The sequence below is a fragment of the Streptomyces sp. NPDC058525 genome, from assembly GCF_042719495.1.
Lineage (GTDB): Bacteria > Actinomycetota > Actinomycetes > Streptomycetales > Streptomycetaceae > Streptomyces.
Genome location: NZ_JBHXNP010000028.1, coordinates 71,501 through 86,357, shown reverse-complemented (window position 1 = coordinate 86,357; position 14,857 = coordinate 71,501). Strand labels below are relative to the sequence as shown.

Sequence of the window (14,857 nt, the reverse complement as noted above, 5' to 3'; positions counted from 1 at the left end):
CCGACAACGCGGCGAGGTGCCGTGCCTGGGGGCACCTCCCAGCGGTAGCTGGGGGAGCGTCGCGACCCGGTGAACCTTCCCGGTCACAGCACTAGGTGACGCGCTGGGCCTTGTGGGACGTCACCTTCAGGCGGGCCTCCGCCGGCAGTACGGCGAGGCCCGCCGAGGCCCGGGCGTGGGCCAGCACCGGGCCCGCGAGGGCGGCCAGCACATCGGCCGGGACGGCGTGGGGCTCCAGCTCCAGGGCGATGCGCAGGGCGGGCGAGCCGCGCCTGCCGCGCAGCGCGACCCGGCAGCGGGCGACCCCGTCCAGGGCGCCGGCCTCCGCCGCCACCGCCTCCTCCAGGGCCCGCCCCCGCAGCAGGGCGAACGCCCCGTCCCCGGTGTCGACCTCCACGGCCCGCAGCCGCGCGCGCCTCAGCTGGGACAGCAGCCACCACAGCGCCAGCAGCACGCCCAGTCCGAGCCCGGCGATCACCGCCCACCACCACCAGCCGTCGGCGTGCCAGTACCTGCGCCTGGCCTCCTCGGTGAGCAGCGGCGCGTGACGGCCGGCCAGCGGCCAGGCGGCCGCGAGCACCGAGGCCCCGGCCGCGAGCAGCACCAGGCCGGTCAGGGCCAGCAGGATCCGGTTCACCGCCCCGAGCATCGCGTCACCTCCTGACCCGTACGCGCGGGTGCGGCGGGTGCGCGAGGCCGAGTTCCCCGATGCCGACGGCGAGCACGGCGTCCAGGTCGGCGCGTACGTCGTCCAGTTCGCGGAAGTGCGAGGTGGCCCGGACCCCGACGTGGGAGCGGCCCACCTTCACCCGGACGGTCCGTACCCCGGACACCTCCATGGCCCGGTCCCGCAGCACCTGCGCCGCGTCCTTGCGCCCGATACCGGCGCGCAGCCCGGTGTCCGCGCCCGCGTCCGGTGTCCGCATGGGCAGGATCGCGCGCAGTCCGGGGGCGAGCGCCAGCAGCAGGAGCAGCGCGCCGGCGAGGGCGAGGGCCCCGCCGCCCAGCAGCACGCCCAGGTCCGCCGGGGTCTGCCGGTCCAGCTGCCGGGCGAGCTCGCGCCGCCAGCCCATGCCGGGCCGGCCGGCCCGTACGGCGGCCAGGTCGTACAGGAACAGCCCCGCGACCCCCAGGACGGCGAGCGCGGTGAGCGCGGCCGGCACCCGCCGGGCGGAGCGGAACCGGCGGGCGCGGGGTTCGTGCGGGGCCTGGGGGGCGTCGGGCGCCCGGGAGGTGGTGTCCGTCACCGCAGCCGCCGGTCCCGCCCGGCGACGGGCCGGACGTGCGTGGAGTGCAGGTGCTCGATGTCGATGTCCACCTCGGGTACGGACATGGCCGCGCACTGCTCGATCCGCAGGGCGACCTGCCGGCGTACGGCCGCGCACTGGGCGCCGAGGTCGGAGGGGTAGTCCAGCTCCAGGCTCACCCGTACGCGGGCGATGTCGTGGTGCACGGTGACGGTGGCGTGCGGGGCCGCTCCCCGGCCCGGCGGCGGCTCGGCGATGGCCTCCCGGGCGGCCTGGGCGGCGATCTTGGCGACGACGCGGTCGGCGATCCGGGTGGCCCCCCGGTCGGCGGGGTCCACCCGGGGCGCGGCAGCCCGGGGCGGCACGGCCGTGGGCGGGGTGGCGCCGGGCCGGGCGGCCGGGGGCGGGGTGCCCCGGGGCGGGTCGGCCTGGGGCGGGTCGGCCTTGGGCGGGTCGGCCTTGGGCGGGATGCCGCTCATCGGCGCCTCACCCGCGCCGGTCGTCGCGGCGCCGGAACAGGTCTCCGGGTTCCAGGTCCCCGTCGAGGAAACGGCCGGCGACGAAGCCGATGGTGCCGAGCGCCGCCACCAGCAGGAAGGCTCCGAAACCGCCGAAGTACCCGGCGAAGGCCAGGGCCATGCCGGCGAACAGGCCTGCGACCGCCATGCTCATTGCGTGGCTCCTCTCGGCTACTGGAGCCGGGACTCCGGCTCGTCGTCGGGCTCGTCGGGCAGCTTGACGTCGCTGACCGCGATATTGACCTCGACGACCTCCAGGCCGGTCATCCGCTCGACCGCCGAGATGACGTTCTCACGGACCGCCCGGGCGACGTCCCTGATCGACACGCCGTAGTCGACGACGATCTCCAGGTCGAGGGCGGTCTGGACCTCGCCGACCTCCGCCTTGACCCCACGGCTGACGGAGGCCTTCGCGCCGCCGGGGACACGGTCGCGGACGGCGCCGAAGGTACGGGAGAGCCCGCTGCCGCTGCCCATGGCGTGTACGCCGACCACCTCGCGCGCGGCCAGTCCGGCGATCTTCTCGACCACTCCGTCGGCGATGGAGGTGCGGCCACGGTCGGCGGGCGCCTTGCCGGGGCTGCCCGATGCGGATTCGGTCATCGCATGTCCCTTCGCGCGTACGGACTCACTCCGCACCACGGTAAGCGCGCGAAGCCGCCCCCGCCGCAGGACTGCGCCGACTCGGCGCAAAGTTCCGGGCCTCCGCCCCGCGCCGGGGGTAGCGCCCCCGGCGACGGCGGCGCAGGTCAGTCCGAGATCCCGGCCAGGTCGCGCAGACGGCGGGCCTGGGCGGCGCGCTCGGCGGTGCGCTGGTCGTCGTACGGCCGGGACTGGGCGTCGCGGAGCAGCGCCTTGGTCTCGATGACGGCGTCGCGCGGCGGTGCCAGCAGCGCGGTGGCGAGGTCCTGGACGGCGGCGTCGAGCTCGTCGGCGGGGACCACGAGGTTGGCCAGGCCCACCCGCTCGGCCTCCTCGGCGTGCACGAAGCGGCCCGTGGCGCAGATCTCCAGCGCGCGGGCATAGCCGACCAGCGAGGTCAGCGGCTGGGTGCCGGCCAGGTCGGGCACCAGACCCAGGCTGGTCTCGCGCATGGCGAACTGCACGTCGTCGGCGACCACGCGCAGGTCGCACGCGAGCGCGAGCTGGAAGCCGGCGCCGATCGCGTGCCCCTGCACCGCAGCGACGGAGATGATGTCGTTACGCCGCCACCAGGTGAATGCCTCCTGGTATTCGGCGATCGTGGAGTCGAGCAGTTCGTCCGAACCGCGTGCCAGGTCGAGGAAGGACGGCTCGCCCTCGAAACCCTCGGGGGTGAACGCCTGCCGGTCGAGCCCGGCGGAGAAGGACTTGCCCTCGCCGCGCAGCACGACGACCCGGACGGTGCCCGGCAACGACCTTCCGGCCTCCGCCAAAGCCCGCCAGAGCGCGGGGGATTGGGCGTTTCGCTTGGCCGGATTGGTCAGTGTCACCGTGGCGAGCGAGTCGTCGACGGTGAGTCGTACGCCGTCCTTGTCGAGCAGAGTCATCTGTATGCCTCCGGTGTGCAGTCGGCCGCAAAGCCGGCCTAAGTGACTGCACAGTAACCACCCAGTCGACCGGGCGGCCGACCGGGGGTCACCGGAGGAAACGTCGGACCATGTGGAGCCTGTGGAACGTTCGAGCGTCGGAACCGTTGGGTCCGGGGTCAGGCCGTAGCCGCCTTCTTGCCCCGGGTCGCGCCACCGCGACCGCGCAGCGAAACCCCGGACTCACTGAGCATCCGGTGGACGAATCCGTAGGACCGGCCGGTCTCTTCGGCCAGCGCCCGGATACTCGCACCGGAGTCGTACTTCTTCTTCAGGTCTGCCGCGAGCTTGTCGCGCGCGGCGCCGGTTACCCGGCTGCCCTTCTTCAGAGTCTCGGCCACCCGTGCCTCCTCGTGGGAAGTGCGCTCTGGACTTCTCATGATCACCCCTCCCACGCTTCCTGGCCACCCATTCCGCAAGGTCGGTACGGCCGCATTTCTCGAGGGGTGGACACCCGAGCAGAACGGAATCTTCTCTTCCGCCGCATGACCTCCGTCACACTCCGCCGCCCTCCTGGGGAATCACCAGGTCAGGGGCGGGAGCCGGGCAGACGAACGGCCCCGGTCGCGCACTCATCCGAGCGCGGCCGGGGCCGTCGTACGACGCGCAACGGTACGAGACCGTCTCACTCAGATGATGGATCACCCCTGAGCCGAATGATCCATAAGGAATTGGATCAGGCGAGGGCGACCAGGTCCCGGTAGTCGGGACCCCACAGGTCCTCGACGCCGTCCGGCAGCAGGATGATCCGCTCCGGCTCCAGCGCCTCGACCGCGCCCTCGTCGTGCGTGACCAGGATGACCGCGCCCTTGTACGTGCGCAGGGCGCCCAGGATCTCCTCGCGGCTGGCCGGGTCGAGGTTGTTCGTCGGCTCGTCGAGCAGCAGCACGTTCGCCGAGGAGACGACCAGCGTGGCCAGGGCCAGACGGGTCTTCTCGCCGCCGGAGAGCACCCCGGCGGGCTTGTCCACGTCGTCCCCGGAGAACAGGAAGGAGCCGAGCGTCTTGCGTACGGCGACCAGGTCCAGGTCGGGCGCGGAGGAGCGCATGTTCTCCAGGACCGTGCGCTCGGGGTCGAGGGTCTCGTGCTCCTGGGCGTAGTACCCGAGCTTGAGGCCGTGGCCGGGCACGACCGTGCCGGTGTCGGGCTTCTCGGTGCCCGACAGCAGGCGCAGCAGGGTGGTCTTGCCGGCGCCGTTGAGGCCGAGGATGACCACGCGGGAGCCCTTGTCGATGGCCAGGTCGACGTCGGTGAAGATCTCCAGCGAGCCGTAGGACTTCGAGAGGCCCTCGGCGGTCAGCGGGGTCTTGCCGCAGGGCGCGGGGTCCGGGAAGCGCAGCTTGGCGACCTTGTCGGAGACGCGGACGGCCTCCAGGCCCGCGAGCAGCCGGTCGGCGCGCTTGGCCATGTTCTGCGCGGCGACGGTCTTGGTGGCCTTGGCGCGCATCTTGTCGGCCTGCGAGTTCAGGGCCGCGGCCTTCTTCTCCGCGTTCTGGCGCTCGCGCTTGCGGCGCTTCTCGTCGGCCTCGCGCTGCTGCTGGTAGAGCTTCCAGCCCATGTTGTAGACGTCGATCTGGGACCGGTTGGCGTCCAGGTAGAAGACCTTGTTGACGACGGTCTCGACCAGGTCGACGTCGTGGGAGATCACGACGAAGCCGCCGCGGTAGTTCTTCAGGTAGTCCCGCAGCCAGACGATCGAGTCGGCGTCGAGGTGGTTGGTGGGCTCGTCGAGGAGCAGGGTGTCGGCGTCCGAGAAGAGGATCCGGGCGAGCTCGACGCGGCGGCGCTGACCGCCGGAGAGGGTGTGCAGCGGCTGGCCGAGGACCCGGTCCGGGAGGCTGAGGGCGGCCGAGATGGTCGCGGCCTCGGACTCGGCGGCGTACCCGCCCTTGGTGAGGAACTCGGTCTCCTGGCGCTCGTACTGCTTGAGCGCCTTCTCCCGGGTGGCGCCGGCGCCGGTGGCGATGCGCTCCTCGTTCATGCGCATCTTCTTGATCAGGACGTCGAGGCCGCGGGCGGACAGGATCCGGTCGCGGGCCAGGACGTCGAGGTCGCCGGTGCGCGGGTCCTGCGGGAGGTAGCCGACCTCGCCCGAGCGGGTGATGGTGCCGGCCGCGGGCTGGCCCTCGCCCGCGAGGCACTTGGTGAGGGTGGTCTTGCCCGCTCCGTTGCGGCCGACCAGGCCGATGCGGTCGCCCTTGGCGATGCGGAAGGAAGCGGAGTCGATGAGGATGCGGGCGCCGGCGCGCAGCTCGATACCGGTGGCGGTGATCACGGAAATGCTCCAGGGCGGTCGGGACGGCGGAAGGGGGGCAGGACGCGAGACTTCGACGCCGCTAATCCGCGAGGAGATTTGCCATGGGAGTCATTCTACCGGGGCTGTGCAACTGGTTTCCGGGCCGGTGGGCGCCCCCGCGGCCCTCCCCGGTGTCCCCCGTCCGGCCCATGGGGCGCACCGGCGGGCCGGGACGCGCAACGGGATGAATGGGTTGATACTCGCCGCAGGGGCGGCCCTGCGGCCCCGCTGGCTGGTCCCACGAGTGGAGGGCGGTGCGGCATGCAGTTCGACGACGACGCCAATCTGGACACTTCCGAGGTCAAGGACGTGCGCGGCAGCCGCGTCCCGGGCGGGAGGGCCACGATCGGCGGCGGCATCGTCGGGCTGATCGCGCTGGTCATGGGCCTTCTCTTCGGGGTGGGGCCCGAGCAGCTGGGGCTGTCCTCCGGCGATACGGAGCCGGCGCCCGCCGCGTCCTCCGTCAGCCAGGTGGAGCAGACCTGCAAGAAGGGGCGGGACGCGAACGCCCGGGAGGACTGCCGGCTGGTCGCGGTGGTCAACAGCACCCAGGACTTCTGGCGGCAGGAGTTCACCCGGCGCGGCGGCACCTACACCCCCGCGACCACGTTCTTCTTCAAGGACCGCGTGAACACCGCGTGCGGGGCGGCGACCTCGGCGGTCGGGCCCTTCTACTGCCCCGCCGACCGCCGGGTCTACCTGGACCTGGCGTTCTACAACGACCTGCGGACGAAGTTCGGCGCGAGCGGCGGCCCCTTCGCGCAGGCCTACGTGATCGCCCACGAGTACGGGCACCACATCCAGAACCTGACCGGGACGCTCCAGCGGGCCCAGGACGGGCAGCAGGGCGCGGCCAGCAACGCCGTCAAGGTCGAGCTCCAGGCGGACTGCTACGCCGGGGTGTGGGCGCACAACGCGACGCGCACCCCGGACGAGTCCACCGGCCGGCCGCTGATCACCCGGCTCACCGACGAGGACATCCGCGACGGCCTGGACGCGGCGGCCGCGGTCGGCGACGACCGGATCCAGGAGAAGATCCAGGGCCGGGTGAATCCGGAGTCCTGGACGCACGGGTCGGCCGAGCAGCGCCAGCAGTGGTTCTACCAGGGCTACCGCACCGGCGACATGGCCCAGTGCAACACCTTCCGCTGACTGTCGGCGGCGCCTGCCATGCTGTGACGTGGGTCACCGTCACGAGAGGGAGTGATCGTCATGGCAGGCGTTCCGTCCATCTGCCCCACGCTGGTCTACCGCGATGCGAAGGCGGCCATCAAGCTGCTGACCGAGGCCTTCGGCTTCAGCCAGGTCGCGGTGTACGAGGGTGAGAACGGCGCCGTGGTGCACGCGGAGCTGGCCTACGGCAACGGCGTCGTGATGCTCGGCAGCAAGGGCACCGGCGGGGTCTTCGACAAGGCCATGGGCGATGCCGGGCCCTCGGGGGTCTACGTCGTCGTCGAAGACGTCGACGCCCACCACCGGCGGGCCGTCGAACACGGTGCGGAGATCCTGATGGAGCCCACCGACCAGGACTACGGCTCCCGCGACTACATGGCCCGGGACGGCGAGGGCAACATCTGGAGCTTCGGGACGTACGCGCCGCAGGTCTGAGACCCGCGGCGGGTACGTCCCTTCGCCCGTACGGGGCTACGCGCCGCCGGTGTGGACCTGGAAGGCGGCCCGGCGGACCGCCTTGGCCAGGGCCGGGTCGGGATGGGCGGCGGCCAGTGCGACCAGCACCTGCACGGTGCGCGGGTGGCCGACCGCGCGGACCTCGTCCAGCAGCCGGGGCACGGTGGTCCGGACGGCCGAGTCGAGGTGGCGGGCCAGCAGCTCGGCTTCGCCGTGGTCGGCGATGGCGGCCGCGGTGTCCACCCAGAGCCAGGTCGACTCCTCGGCGGTGAGGACGTCCTGCGCCTCGTCGGGATCGACCCCGTCGTGCTCGGCGAGCCACAGCAGGGCGTAGGGGCGCAGGGCGGGCTCCCGTACGGCGGCGCGCACCTCGGGTTCGGCGGGGGCGCCGACCACGCGCAGCGCCTCGAAGGCGAGGCCGCGCAGCAGGGCGTCCTCGCCGCGGGCGGCGTGCAGGAGCTCGCTCACGGCGTGCCGGACGGGCCGGGCCGCGAGCCAGGCCTGGTACTCGGCGCGGGCCGGGCCCGGGGTGAGCCGGGCGCAGCCGTGCAGCATGGCGGCGGCGGACTGCTCGATGTTCCCGGCGGGGCTCTGCGCGGCCACGCAGATCTGCTCCAGTTTGACCCAGACCGCCCAGCTGCCGAGCGGGGTGAGCGCGGCCCGTGCGGGCCCGAGGGTGACGGCGTCCACGGCGGCGAGTCCGCCGAGCGCCCAGCGCAGCAGCCGGGCGAGCGGGGCCGGGGCGGGGGTGCCGGGCTCGTCCGTCCGGGCGGCCGCGGGCTCCGTGTCGTACGGGACCTCGCACCGCTCGTCGCGCAGTTCGGTGACGCGCTGCCCGAGCAGGTCGAGGAGGTCGGGGACGGTCACCGGTCCGGCGGACAGCTGGAGCAGGGACAGCAGCTGGGGCATCGCCTCGACGACCTCGGCGACGGCCGCGGGGGCGATGTCGGCGGGGGCGGGGTGCACGAGGGACCAGGCGTCGAAGAGGGCGACCCAGCCGCGCAGTACGGCGGTGTCGTCGCGGTCCCAGGCGCGCAGGCGCCAGCCGGGCCGGGCGTGGCCGCCGTGCACCTCGACGAGACCGGCGAGCCGGGCGCGGTCCCAGCCGACTCTGATCTGGCCGTGCGTCAGGTTCAGTTCCGCGGCGGCGCGTTCGACGTCCTCCGGGCGGAGGGCGCCCGTGGGGGCGGGGCTGCCCCCGTCGCCGGCACCGAGGTTGAGCTCGGCCCAGCGGGTCAGGCGTACGGCGTCGGCGAGCGAGGCCCGTGCCCGGTTCGCGAGGTCGGCCGTGGCGGGTGTACCCGCCGGGGGCCTCGGGGCGGGCCGGGTGCGCCGGTCCGTCACCGCCTTGCGTGCCGTACTGACGGACCTCGGGTAGACGAGGCGGAGTCTGGAGTCGCGAGCCAACTGCTCATCAGGCTTTCGGGACGTCACGGAAGCAGTCTCGCCCGTCACTGGCCGAAAGCCCAAACGGAACCAGCCGTTTCCAAGGCAGGCCCGAGGTGCAGACCGGGGCAACTCACCCGCAGGGCTCCCGCCGCCACATCCCCTTCACATGAACGGTCCTGTGAACGGCCGCGCGAAGGGCCGGAAGAGGGGTCGGAACGGGGGCTGGAAGAGGGGTCGCACGAGCGGTCGGGCGGGGCTCACATGAGGGGGGTGAGGAAGCGGCGCAGGGCCTCCTCGTAGCCGGCCGGGTCGGCGTTCCACATGGCGCCGTGGCCCGCCTCGCGCACGGTGTGCAGGGTGACGAGGTCGGGCCGGGCGGCGGCGAGCCGCAGCGAGGGCCCCCAGGGGGCGAGGGTGTCGTCCGGACCGTGGAAGACGAGTACGGGGACGCGCAGCGCGCCCGGGTCGGCCAGGGGCGGCCGGTGGTCGGCGCGCAGCCCCGCGCGGCTCTCGGCGGCCCGGACCGCGAGCGGGAGCACGGGGCCCGGGGTGTGGCGCGCCGCGGCGAGCCCGCGCAGGGTCGCGTGCCAGTCGAGCACGGGCGAGTCGAGCACGAGCCCGGAGATCCGGGCGGCCAGCGCCGAGCGTTCGGCGGCGCGCAGGGCCATGGCGGCGCCGGTGGACCAGCCGTGCAGGATCACGCGGCGGGCGCCGTAGCGCAGGGCGTAGCGGATGGCGGCGTCCAGGTCCCGCCACTCCGACTCGCCGAGGTGGCCGAGGCCGTCCGGGGAGGCGGGGGCGCCGAGGTCACCGCGGTAGGCGAGGTCCAGGACGGGCAGCCGGTGCCGGTGCAGGAAGGGCATGACCACCATCGGGTGCTCCCGGCCGGAGCCGAGTCCGTGCACGGTGATGACCCAGGTGTCGCGGGCCCCGGGCACGAACCAGGCGGGCAGGGCGCCGAGCTCTCCGGGGATGTCCACGTCGGCGTGCTCGAGCCCGAGGGCGGTGCGCGGGTTCCCGAGGTGGACCTGGGGGGTCAGGGTGACGCGGGTGCCGGGGTCGAGGCTGCCGTGGGTGACGCCGAGGAGGCGGCGTACGACGGTGTCCGGGTCGTGCTCGGCGTCGGGGAGCACGGGTCCGACCACGGCGTGCACGCCGGGGGCGTCGAGTCCGTACGTACCGGGGCGCAGGGAGCCGAGCGAGCGGGTCAGTACGACCCGGCCCTCGCCGGCGGAGTGGACGCTCAGGCGCGGGCTGCCGGGCAGCGGGTGCCCGGGCTCGGGCCGCAGGGCCGCGCCGGCGGCGTACCGGCCGGCCGCGACCGCGGCCACGCCGGCGCCCAGGAGGGTCGTGGTGACGGCCGCTGCCGTCGCTGTCGCGGTACGCACGGCTCCAGTGTCGAGGCGCGGGCTTCGGCGGGCCACCGGAGGCGATCGTTCCGACGGTGGCCGCCGGGGAGGTGATCTAGCTCTCTTTCGGTGCCCCGGGCGGGTCGGCCGGCCTGCCGGAAGTCCCTCGCGGAGGGGTTCGTTCACCCCGCTTTGACGTGCATTTATCGAGATAACTACGTCAGAATCAGGACGAATGACCCGAACACACCGCGCGCGGGGACACCGTTAGGCCCGCGTCAGTTCACCTTCCGTTCATCCAGGTTGCCTACGGTCGCCGAGCCACTGACGTCAAACAGAAGCCTGGGTAAATGGAGCACATAACGCTTCTCCTCGGGATCGTGATCATTACCGCTCTCGTGTTCGACTTCACGAACGGTTTCCACGACACAGCCAATGCGATGGCCACCACCATCTCCACTGGCGCCCTCAAGCCCAAGACGGCGGTGGCCATGTCCGCCGTGCTCAACCTCGTCGGCGCTTTCATGTCCGTGGAGGTCGCCAAGACGATCTCCAAGGGCCTGGTCAACGAGGAGGGCATCCAGCCAGAGGTGATCTTCGCCGCCCTGGTCGGCGCGATCCTCTGGAACCTCCTCACCTGGCTGGTCGGCCTGCCCTCCAGCTCCTCGCACGCCCTGATGGGCGGCCTGATCGGTGCCGCGGTCGCCTCGGCCGGCCTCGGCGCGGTCAACGGCGACACGCTCGTCACCAAGGTGCTCATCCCGGCGATCGCGGCCCCGCTCGTCGCCGGTCTCGCGGCGATGCTGGCCACGAAGGTCACCTACAAGTTCGACAACAAGGTCGGCGAGAAGACCTCGGCCAAGGGCTACCGCGCCGGTCAGATCGCCTCGGCCGGACTCGTCTCCCTCGCGCACGGCACCAACGACGCGCAGAAGACGATGGGCATCATCACCCTGGCGCTCATCGCCGGCGGCGCGATCGCGCCCGACGCGAACCCGCCGTTGTGGGTCATCCTCTCCGCCGGTGTCGCCATCGCGCTCGGCACCTACCTGGGCGGCTGGCGCATCATCCGCACCATGGGCAAGGGCCTGACCGACCTGCAGCCGCAGCAGGGCTTCGCCGCCCAGACCTCGGCCGCCACCGTCATCCTGGCCTCCTCGAACCTCGGCTTCTCGCTCTCCACCACCCACTCGTGCTCCGGCGCGGTCATGGGTGCGGGCCTGGGCCGCAAGGGCGGTGTGGTCCGCTGGTCCACCGCGACCCGCATGTTCATCGCCTGGGGCCTGACCCTGCCGGCCGCCGCCCTCGTCTCCGCGGGCGCCGAGCTCGTCATGCGCACCGGTGACATCGGCATCGCCGCCGTCACGGTCTTCCTGATCGGCTCCTGCCTCGCCATCTGGCTCGTCTCGCGCCGCCAGGTCGTCGACCACACCAACGTCAACGACGTCAACGACGCGCCGGCGGACGCCACCGCGGAGCCGGGTGTCGTCACCACGGCGATCGCGGCCGTCACCGTCCCGCCGACCACCGCCGCCGCCGGTACCACCGCCGCGGTGACGGTCGAGGACCTCAAGGCCACCATCCCGGCCTCGACCGCGACGCCTGCGGCTCCGGCCGCGGCGGTCTGACCCCGAGAACGACAGAGGAATCAGCGGTATGAAGATCGACTGGGAAGCACTCGGCTCCGTGTTCGGGGTCAGCCTCTCCGCCACCGTCGCCCTCGTGGCCCTGTTCACCCTCGGCCTGGTGGGCCTGTCCAAGCACGAGGCCGCCACCGAGCGCGGCGGCGCGGCCACCCTCGCCCGCAGCGGCGCCTACGCCTGCTTCGCGCTCTGCGCGGCGGCCGTGTCGTACGGGATCTACCTGATCGTCGTCTGACCCATCACGCGTGAAGCTCCCCCCGGGCTCCCCGGGGGGAGCTTTCGTGTACCCCCGCCCCCTCCCTCACCGCCGCCCCGACGCAGGTCAACGGCGAGTTGACGGGCATTCGCGGTGCGTGGTGGACTGCCCGAGCCAATACGGCGGCATGGAGAGGAAGTCCGGTGCGAATCCGGCGCGGTCCCGCCACTGTCACCGGGGCACTCGGCCGAGTGCGACCCGGGAGCCAGGAACTCTCGCCGCCGGACACGTCGAACCAGGGCGCGGACCCTGAGTGAGGACATACCTGCCACCATGCGTGCCGATCGCGTCTTCGCGTACGGCGTCACGGCGGGCCTGATCGGCGACCGGATCCTCGGGGATCCGCGCCGAGGGCACCCCGTGGCCGCCTTCGGACGAGCCGCCGCCGCCGTCGAGCGCGCCCTGTGGCGCGACGACCGCGCGCGGGGCCTCCTGCACACCCTGGTCTGCGCCGGGAGCGCGGCCGCCGTCGGCGCGCTGGGCGCCCGCGCCGTGCGCTCCCGGCCCGCGGCGGCCCGCATAGCCCTGACCGCCGCCGCCACCTGGGCCGTCGTCGGCGGCACCTCGCTGGGCCGGGAGGCCCGCGCCATCGGCGGCGCGCTCGCCGCCGGAGACGCCGAGGTGGCCCGCGAGCGGCTGCCGCACCTGTGCGGACGCGACCCGGAGGCCCTGGACGAGCAGCAGATGGCCCGCGCCGTCGTCGAGTCGGTCGCGGAGAACACCTCCGACGCGGTGGTCGGGGCCCTGGTGTGGGGCGCCGTCGCCGGCGTCCCCGGGCTGCTGGCCTTCCGCGCCGTGAACACCCTCGACGCGATGGTCGGCCACAAGTCCCCCCGCTACCTGCGCTACGGCTGGGCCTCCGCCCGGCTCGACGACCTGGCGGGCTGGCCGGGGGCCCGGCTGACCGCGCTGGCCGCCGTGGTGGCCGGACCCGACCGGCGGGGAGCCGTACGGGCCTGGCGCGCGGACGCCGCCGGGCACCCGAGCCCGAACGCCGGGCCCGTGGAGGCCTCCTTCGCGGGGGCGCTCGGCGTACGGCTGGGCGGCACCCTGGCGTACGGCGGCCGGGTCGAACACCGGGCGGTCCTCAACGGCGGGGCGGGGCGGCCGGTGGAGGTCGCGGACATCGAGCGGGCGGTACGGCTGTCGCGGCAGGTGACCTGGCTGGCGCTGGGCACCTGTGTCGCGGCCCGCATGCTGGTCTCGCGTACATCACGGAGGGGGCGCGCATGAGCGGCGCGAAGCGCGGCGGCGGACTGCTGGTCGCCGGAACCACGTCGGACGCGGGCAAGAGCGTGGTCACGGCGGGCATCTGCCGCTGGCTGTCCCGGCAGGGCGTGAAGGTGGCGCCCTTCAAGGCGCAGAACATGTCGCTGAACTCCTTCGTCACCCGGGAGGGCGCCGAGATCGGCCGCGCCCAGGCGATGCAGGCGCAGGCAGCCCGCGTGGAGCCGACCGCGCTGATGAACCCGGTCCTGCTCAAGCCCGGCAGCGACCGCAGCAGCCAGGTGGTGCTGCTGGGCAAGCCGGTGGGCGAGATGAGCGCCCGCGGGTTCTTCGGGGGGTCTGGGGGGTCGTCCCCCGGGAAGGCGCTGCACGGGGGCAGGCAGGAGCAGCTGCTCGGCATCGTCACGGACTGCCTGGAGCAGCTGCGGGGCACGTATGACGCCGTGATCTGCGAGGGGGCGGGCAGTCCGGCCGAGATCAACCTGCGCCGGACCGACATCGTGAACATGGGCATCGCGCGGGCCGCGCGGTTCCCGGTGGTCGTGGTCGGGGACATCGACCGGGGCGGGGTCTTCGCCTCCTTCTTCGGCACGACGGCCCTGCTGTCGGCTGAGGACCAGTCGCTGATCGCCGGATACCTGGTCAACAAGTTCCGCGGCGACGTCTCGCTGCTGGAGCCGGGCATGGAGATGCTGCGCGGCCTGACCGGGCGGGCCACGTTCGGGGTCCTGCCCTTCCGGCACGGGCTGGGCATCGACGAGGAGGACGGGCTCCGGGTCTCCCTGCGGGGAGCGGTACGGGAGTCCGTGGTGGCACCGCCGGTCGGCGAGGACGTGCTGCGGGTCGCGGTGTGCGCGGTGCCGCTGATGTCGAACTTCACGGACGTGGACGCGCTCGCGGCCGAGCCGGGCGTGGTGGTGCGGTTCGTGGACCGGGCCGAGGAACTGGCCGACGCGGACCTGGTCATCGTGCCGGGCACGCGGGGCACGGTGAAGGCCCTGGCCTGGCTGCGCGAGCGCGGGCTGGCGGACGCCCTGGTCCGGCGGGCCGCCGAGGGGCGGCCGGTGCTCGGGATCTGCGGCGGGTTCCAGGTGCTGGGCGAGCACATCGAGGACGAGGTGGAATCCCGGGCGGGCGCGGTCGACGGCCTCGGACTGCTGCCCGTACGGGTCCGCTTCGAGCGGGAGAAGACCCTGGCGCGGCCGGTGGGCTCGGCGCTGGGCGAGCCCGTGGACGGGTACGAGATCCACCACGGCGTGGCCGAAGTCCTGGGCGGTACGCCCTTCCTCGACGGCTGCCGCGTCGGATCGGTGTGGGGCACCCACTGGCACGGCTCGCTCGAGTCGGACGGCTTCCGCCGGGCGTTCCTGCGGGAGGTGGCCGCCGCGGCCGGGCGGCGCTTCGTCCCCGCCCCGGACACCTCGTTCGGCTCCCTGCGGGAGGAGCAGCTGGACCTGCTGGGCGACCTGATCGAGGAACACGCGGACACCGCGGCCCTGCTCCGCCTGATCGAGACCGGCGCCCCGTCGGGCCTCCCGTTCCTCCCCCCGGGCGCGCCGTGACGGGCCGGGCCCTGCGGGGCTCTCCCCCACGCCGCCCCTTCCCGAAACCGGGCTCTGCCCGGACCCGCGCCTCAAACGCCGGCGGGGCTGAAATTGCCGCTGCGCGGCAATCCAGCCCCAGCCACATCCAGCCCCGCCGGCGATTGAGGCGCGGGGTCTGGGGCGGAGCCCCA

At 73.6% G+C, this 14,857-nt stretch carries 15 protein-coding genes, 1 pseudogene and 1 riboswitch; of the genes and pseudogenes, 6 read left to right on the top strand and 10 right to left on the bottom strand.

Features of this window, described 5'->3' with window-relative positions; translation table 11 throughout:
• Window positions 1-91 precede the first annotated feature (91 nt).
• The 8 genes from amaP to ACFWP3_RS15880 all read right to left on the bottom strand — a co-directional run bounded on the left by amaP (window position 92) and on the right by ACFWP3_RS15880 (window position 5,608).
• Entirely contained in the window at window positions 92-649 is a 558-nt protein-coding gene (amaP, locus tag ACFWP3_RS15915; protein ID WP_384220902.1) for an alkaline shock response membrane anchor protein AmaP, read from the bottom strand.
• Window positions 650-653: 4 nt separating this feature from the next.
• The gene (locus tag ACFWP3_RS15910; protein ID WP_384220899.1) at window positions 654-1,247 is read right to left on the bottom strand and encodes a DUF6286 domain-containing protein; all 594 of its coding nucleotides are present in this window, start codon (window positions 1,245-1,247) and stop codon (window positions 654-656) included.
• The gene (locus ACFWP3_RS15905) at window positions 1,244-1,612 is read right to left on the bottom strand and encodes a hypothetical protein (protein WP_384220915.1); all 369 of its coding nucleotides are present in this window, start codon (window positions 1,610-1,612) and stop codon (window positions 1,244-1,246) included. Before ACFWP3_RS15905 ends, ACFWP3_RS15910 begins: the two co-directional genes overlap by 4 nt.
• Window positions 1,613-1,733: 121 nt before the next feature.
• Window positions 1,734-1,919 carry a hypothetical protein gene (locus ACFWP3_RS15900; protein WP_384220896.1) on the bottom strand — a complete coding sequence of 62 codons (186 nt, stop codon included), beginning with the start codon at window positions 1,917-1,919 and terminating at the stop codon, window positions 1,734-1,736.
• 17 nt (window positions 1,920-1,936) lie between these two features.
• Entirely contained in the window at window positions 1,937-2,368 is a 432-nt protein-coding gene (locus ACFWP3_RS15895) for an Asp23/Gls24 family envelope stress response protein (protein WP_384220894.1), read from the bottom strand.
• Window positions 2,369-2,514: 146 nt separating this feature from the next.
• Window positions 2,515-3,294 (bottom strand): enoyl-CoA hydratase/isomerase family protein, encoded by a 780-nt coding sequence (locus tag ACFWP3_RS15890; RefSeq protein ID WP_384220892.1) that lies wholly within the window; start codon window positions 3,292-3,294, stop codon window positions 2,515-2,517.
• Window positions 3,295-3,452: 158 nt separating this feature from the next.
• Complete coding sequence (locus tag ACFWP3_RS15885; protein ID WP_030010789.1) at window positions 3,453-3,674, bottom strand: helix-turn-helix domain-containing protein; 222 nt, start codon at window positions 3,672-3,674, stop codon at window positions 3,453-3,455.
• A 335-nt stretch (window positions 3,675-4,009) separates the two neighbouring features.
• Complete coding sequence (locus ACFWP3_RS15880; RefSeq protein ID WP_384220888.1) at window positions 4,010-5,608, bottom strand: ABC-F family ATP-binding cassette domain-containing protein; 1,599 nt, start codon at window positions 5,606-5,608, stop codon at window positions 4,010-4,012.
• A 282-nt stretch (window positions 5,609-5,890) separates the two neighbouring features.
• Here ACFWP3_RS15880 and ACFWP3_RS15875 point away from each other — a divergent pair, with 282 nt between their 5' ends.
• Complete coding sequence (locus ACFWP3_RS15875) at window positions 5,891-6,781, top strand: neutral zinc metallopeptidase (protein ID WP_384220886.1); 891 nt, start codon at window positions 5,891-5,893, stop codon at window positions 6,779-6,781.
• Between the two features lie 60 nt (window positions 6,782-6,841).
• Window positions 6,842-7,237 carry a VOC family protein gene (locus ACFWP3_RS15870; protein ID WP_384220884.1) on the top strand — a complete coding sequence of 132 codons (396 nt, stop codon included), beginning with the start codon at window positions 6,842-6,844 and terminating at the stop codon, window positions 7,235-7,237.
• A gap of 36 nt (window positions 7,238-7,273) precedes the next feature.
• On the opposite strand, the gene ACFWP3_RS15865 is transcribed toward ACFWP3_RS15870, so the two are convergent.
• Both ACFWP3_RS15865 and ACFWP3_RS15860 read right to left on the bottom strand, forming a co-directional pair.
• Window positions 7,274-8,692, bottom strand: a complete 1,419-nt coding sequence (locus tag ACFWP3_RS15865) for a hypothetical protein (RefSeq protein ID WP_384220882.1) — start codon at window positions 8,690-8,692, stop codon at window positions 7,274-7,276.
• A gap of 212 nt (window positions 8,693-8,904) precedes the next feature.
• Window positions 8,905-10,035 carry an alpha/beta hydrolase family protein gene (locus tag ACFWP3_RS15860; RefSeq protein ID WP_384220880.1) on the bottom strand — a complete coding sequence of 377 codons (1,131 nt, stop codon included), beginning with the start codon at window positions 10,033-10,035 and terminating at the stop codon, window positions 8,905-8,907.
• Window positions 10,036-10,346: 311 nt separating this feature from the next.
• On the opposite strand from ACFWP3_RS15860, the gene ACFWP3_RS15855 reads away from it, so the two are divergent.
• From ACFWP3_RS15855 to ACFWP3_RS15840, 4 genes and pseudogenes are all read left to right on the top strand, one after another.
• Window positions 10,347-11,624: an anion permease gene (locus tag ACFWP3_RS15855; protein WP_384220877.1), complete on the top strand. Its 1,278-nt coding sequence runs from the start codon at window positions 10,347-10,349 to the stop codon at window positions 11,622-11,624.
• A gap of 28 nt (window positions 11,625-11,652) precedes the next feature.
• Complete coding sequence (locus tag ACFWP3_RS15850; RefSeq protein ID WP_384220875.1) at window positions 11,653-11,874, top strand: hypothetical protein; 222 nt, start codon at window positions 11,653-11,655, stop codon at window positions 11,872-11,874.
• A gap of 152 nt (window positions 11,875-12,026) precedes the next feature.
• A riboswitch (cobalamin riboswitch) is annotated at window positions 12,027-12,110 on the top strand.
• Between the two features lie 58 nt (window positions 12,111-12,168).
• Window positions 12,169-13,128 carry a cobalamin biosynthesis protein gene (locus ACFWP3_RS15845; protein ID WP_384220873.1) on the top strand — a complete coding sequence of 320 codons (960 nt, stop codon included), beginning with the start codon at window positions 12,169-12,171 and terminating at the stop codon, window positions 13,126-13,128.
• Window positions 13,125-14,831 (top strand): annotated as a pseudogene (locus tag ACFWP3_RS15840) (cobyric acid synthase). Before ACFWP3_RS15845 ends, ACFWP3_RS15840 begins: the two are co-directional and overlap by 4 nt.
• Window positions 14,832-14,857 lie beyond the last annotated feature (26 nt).

Coding starts and splice junctions, on each gene's coding strand:
- amaP (WP_384220902.1), bottom strand. CDS start 649: ATGCTCGGGGCGGTGAACCGGATCCTGCTGGCCCTGACCGGCCTGGTG.
- ACFWP3_RS15900 (WP_384220896.1), bottom strand. CDS start 1,919: ATGAGCATGGCGGTCGCAGGCCTGTTCGCCGGCATGGCCCTGGCCTTC.
- ACFWP3_RS15895 (WP_384220894.1), bottom strand. CDS start 2,368: ATGACCGAATCCGCATCGGGCAGCCCCGGCAAGGCGCCCGCCGACCGT.
- ACFWP3_RS15890 (WP_384220892.1), bottom strand. CDS start 3,294: ATGACTCTGCTCGACAAGGACGGCGTACGACTCACCGTCGACGACTCG.
- ACFWP3_RS15875 (WP_384220886.1), top strand. CDS start 5,891: ATGCAGTTCGACGACGACGCCAATCTGGACACTTCCGAGGTCAAGGAC.
- ACFWP3_RS15870 (WP_384220884.1), top strand. CDS start 6,842: ATGGCAGGCGTTCCGTCCATCTGCCCCACGCTGGTCTACCGCGATGCG.
- ACFWP3_RS15855 (WP_384220877.1), top strand. CDS start 10,347: ATGGAGCACATAACGCTTCTCCTCGGGATCGTGATCATTACCGCTCTC.
- ACFWP3_RS15850 (WP_384220875.1), top strand. CDS start 11,653: ATGAAGATCGACTGGGAAGCACTCGGCTCCGTGTTCGGGGTCAGCCTC.
- ACFWP3_RS15845 (WP_384220873.1), top strand. CDS start 12,169: ATGCGTGCCGATCGCGTCTTCGCGTACGGCGTCACGGCGGGCCTGATC.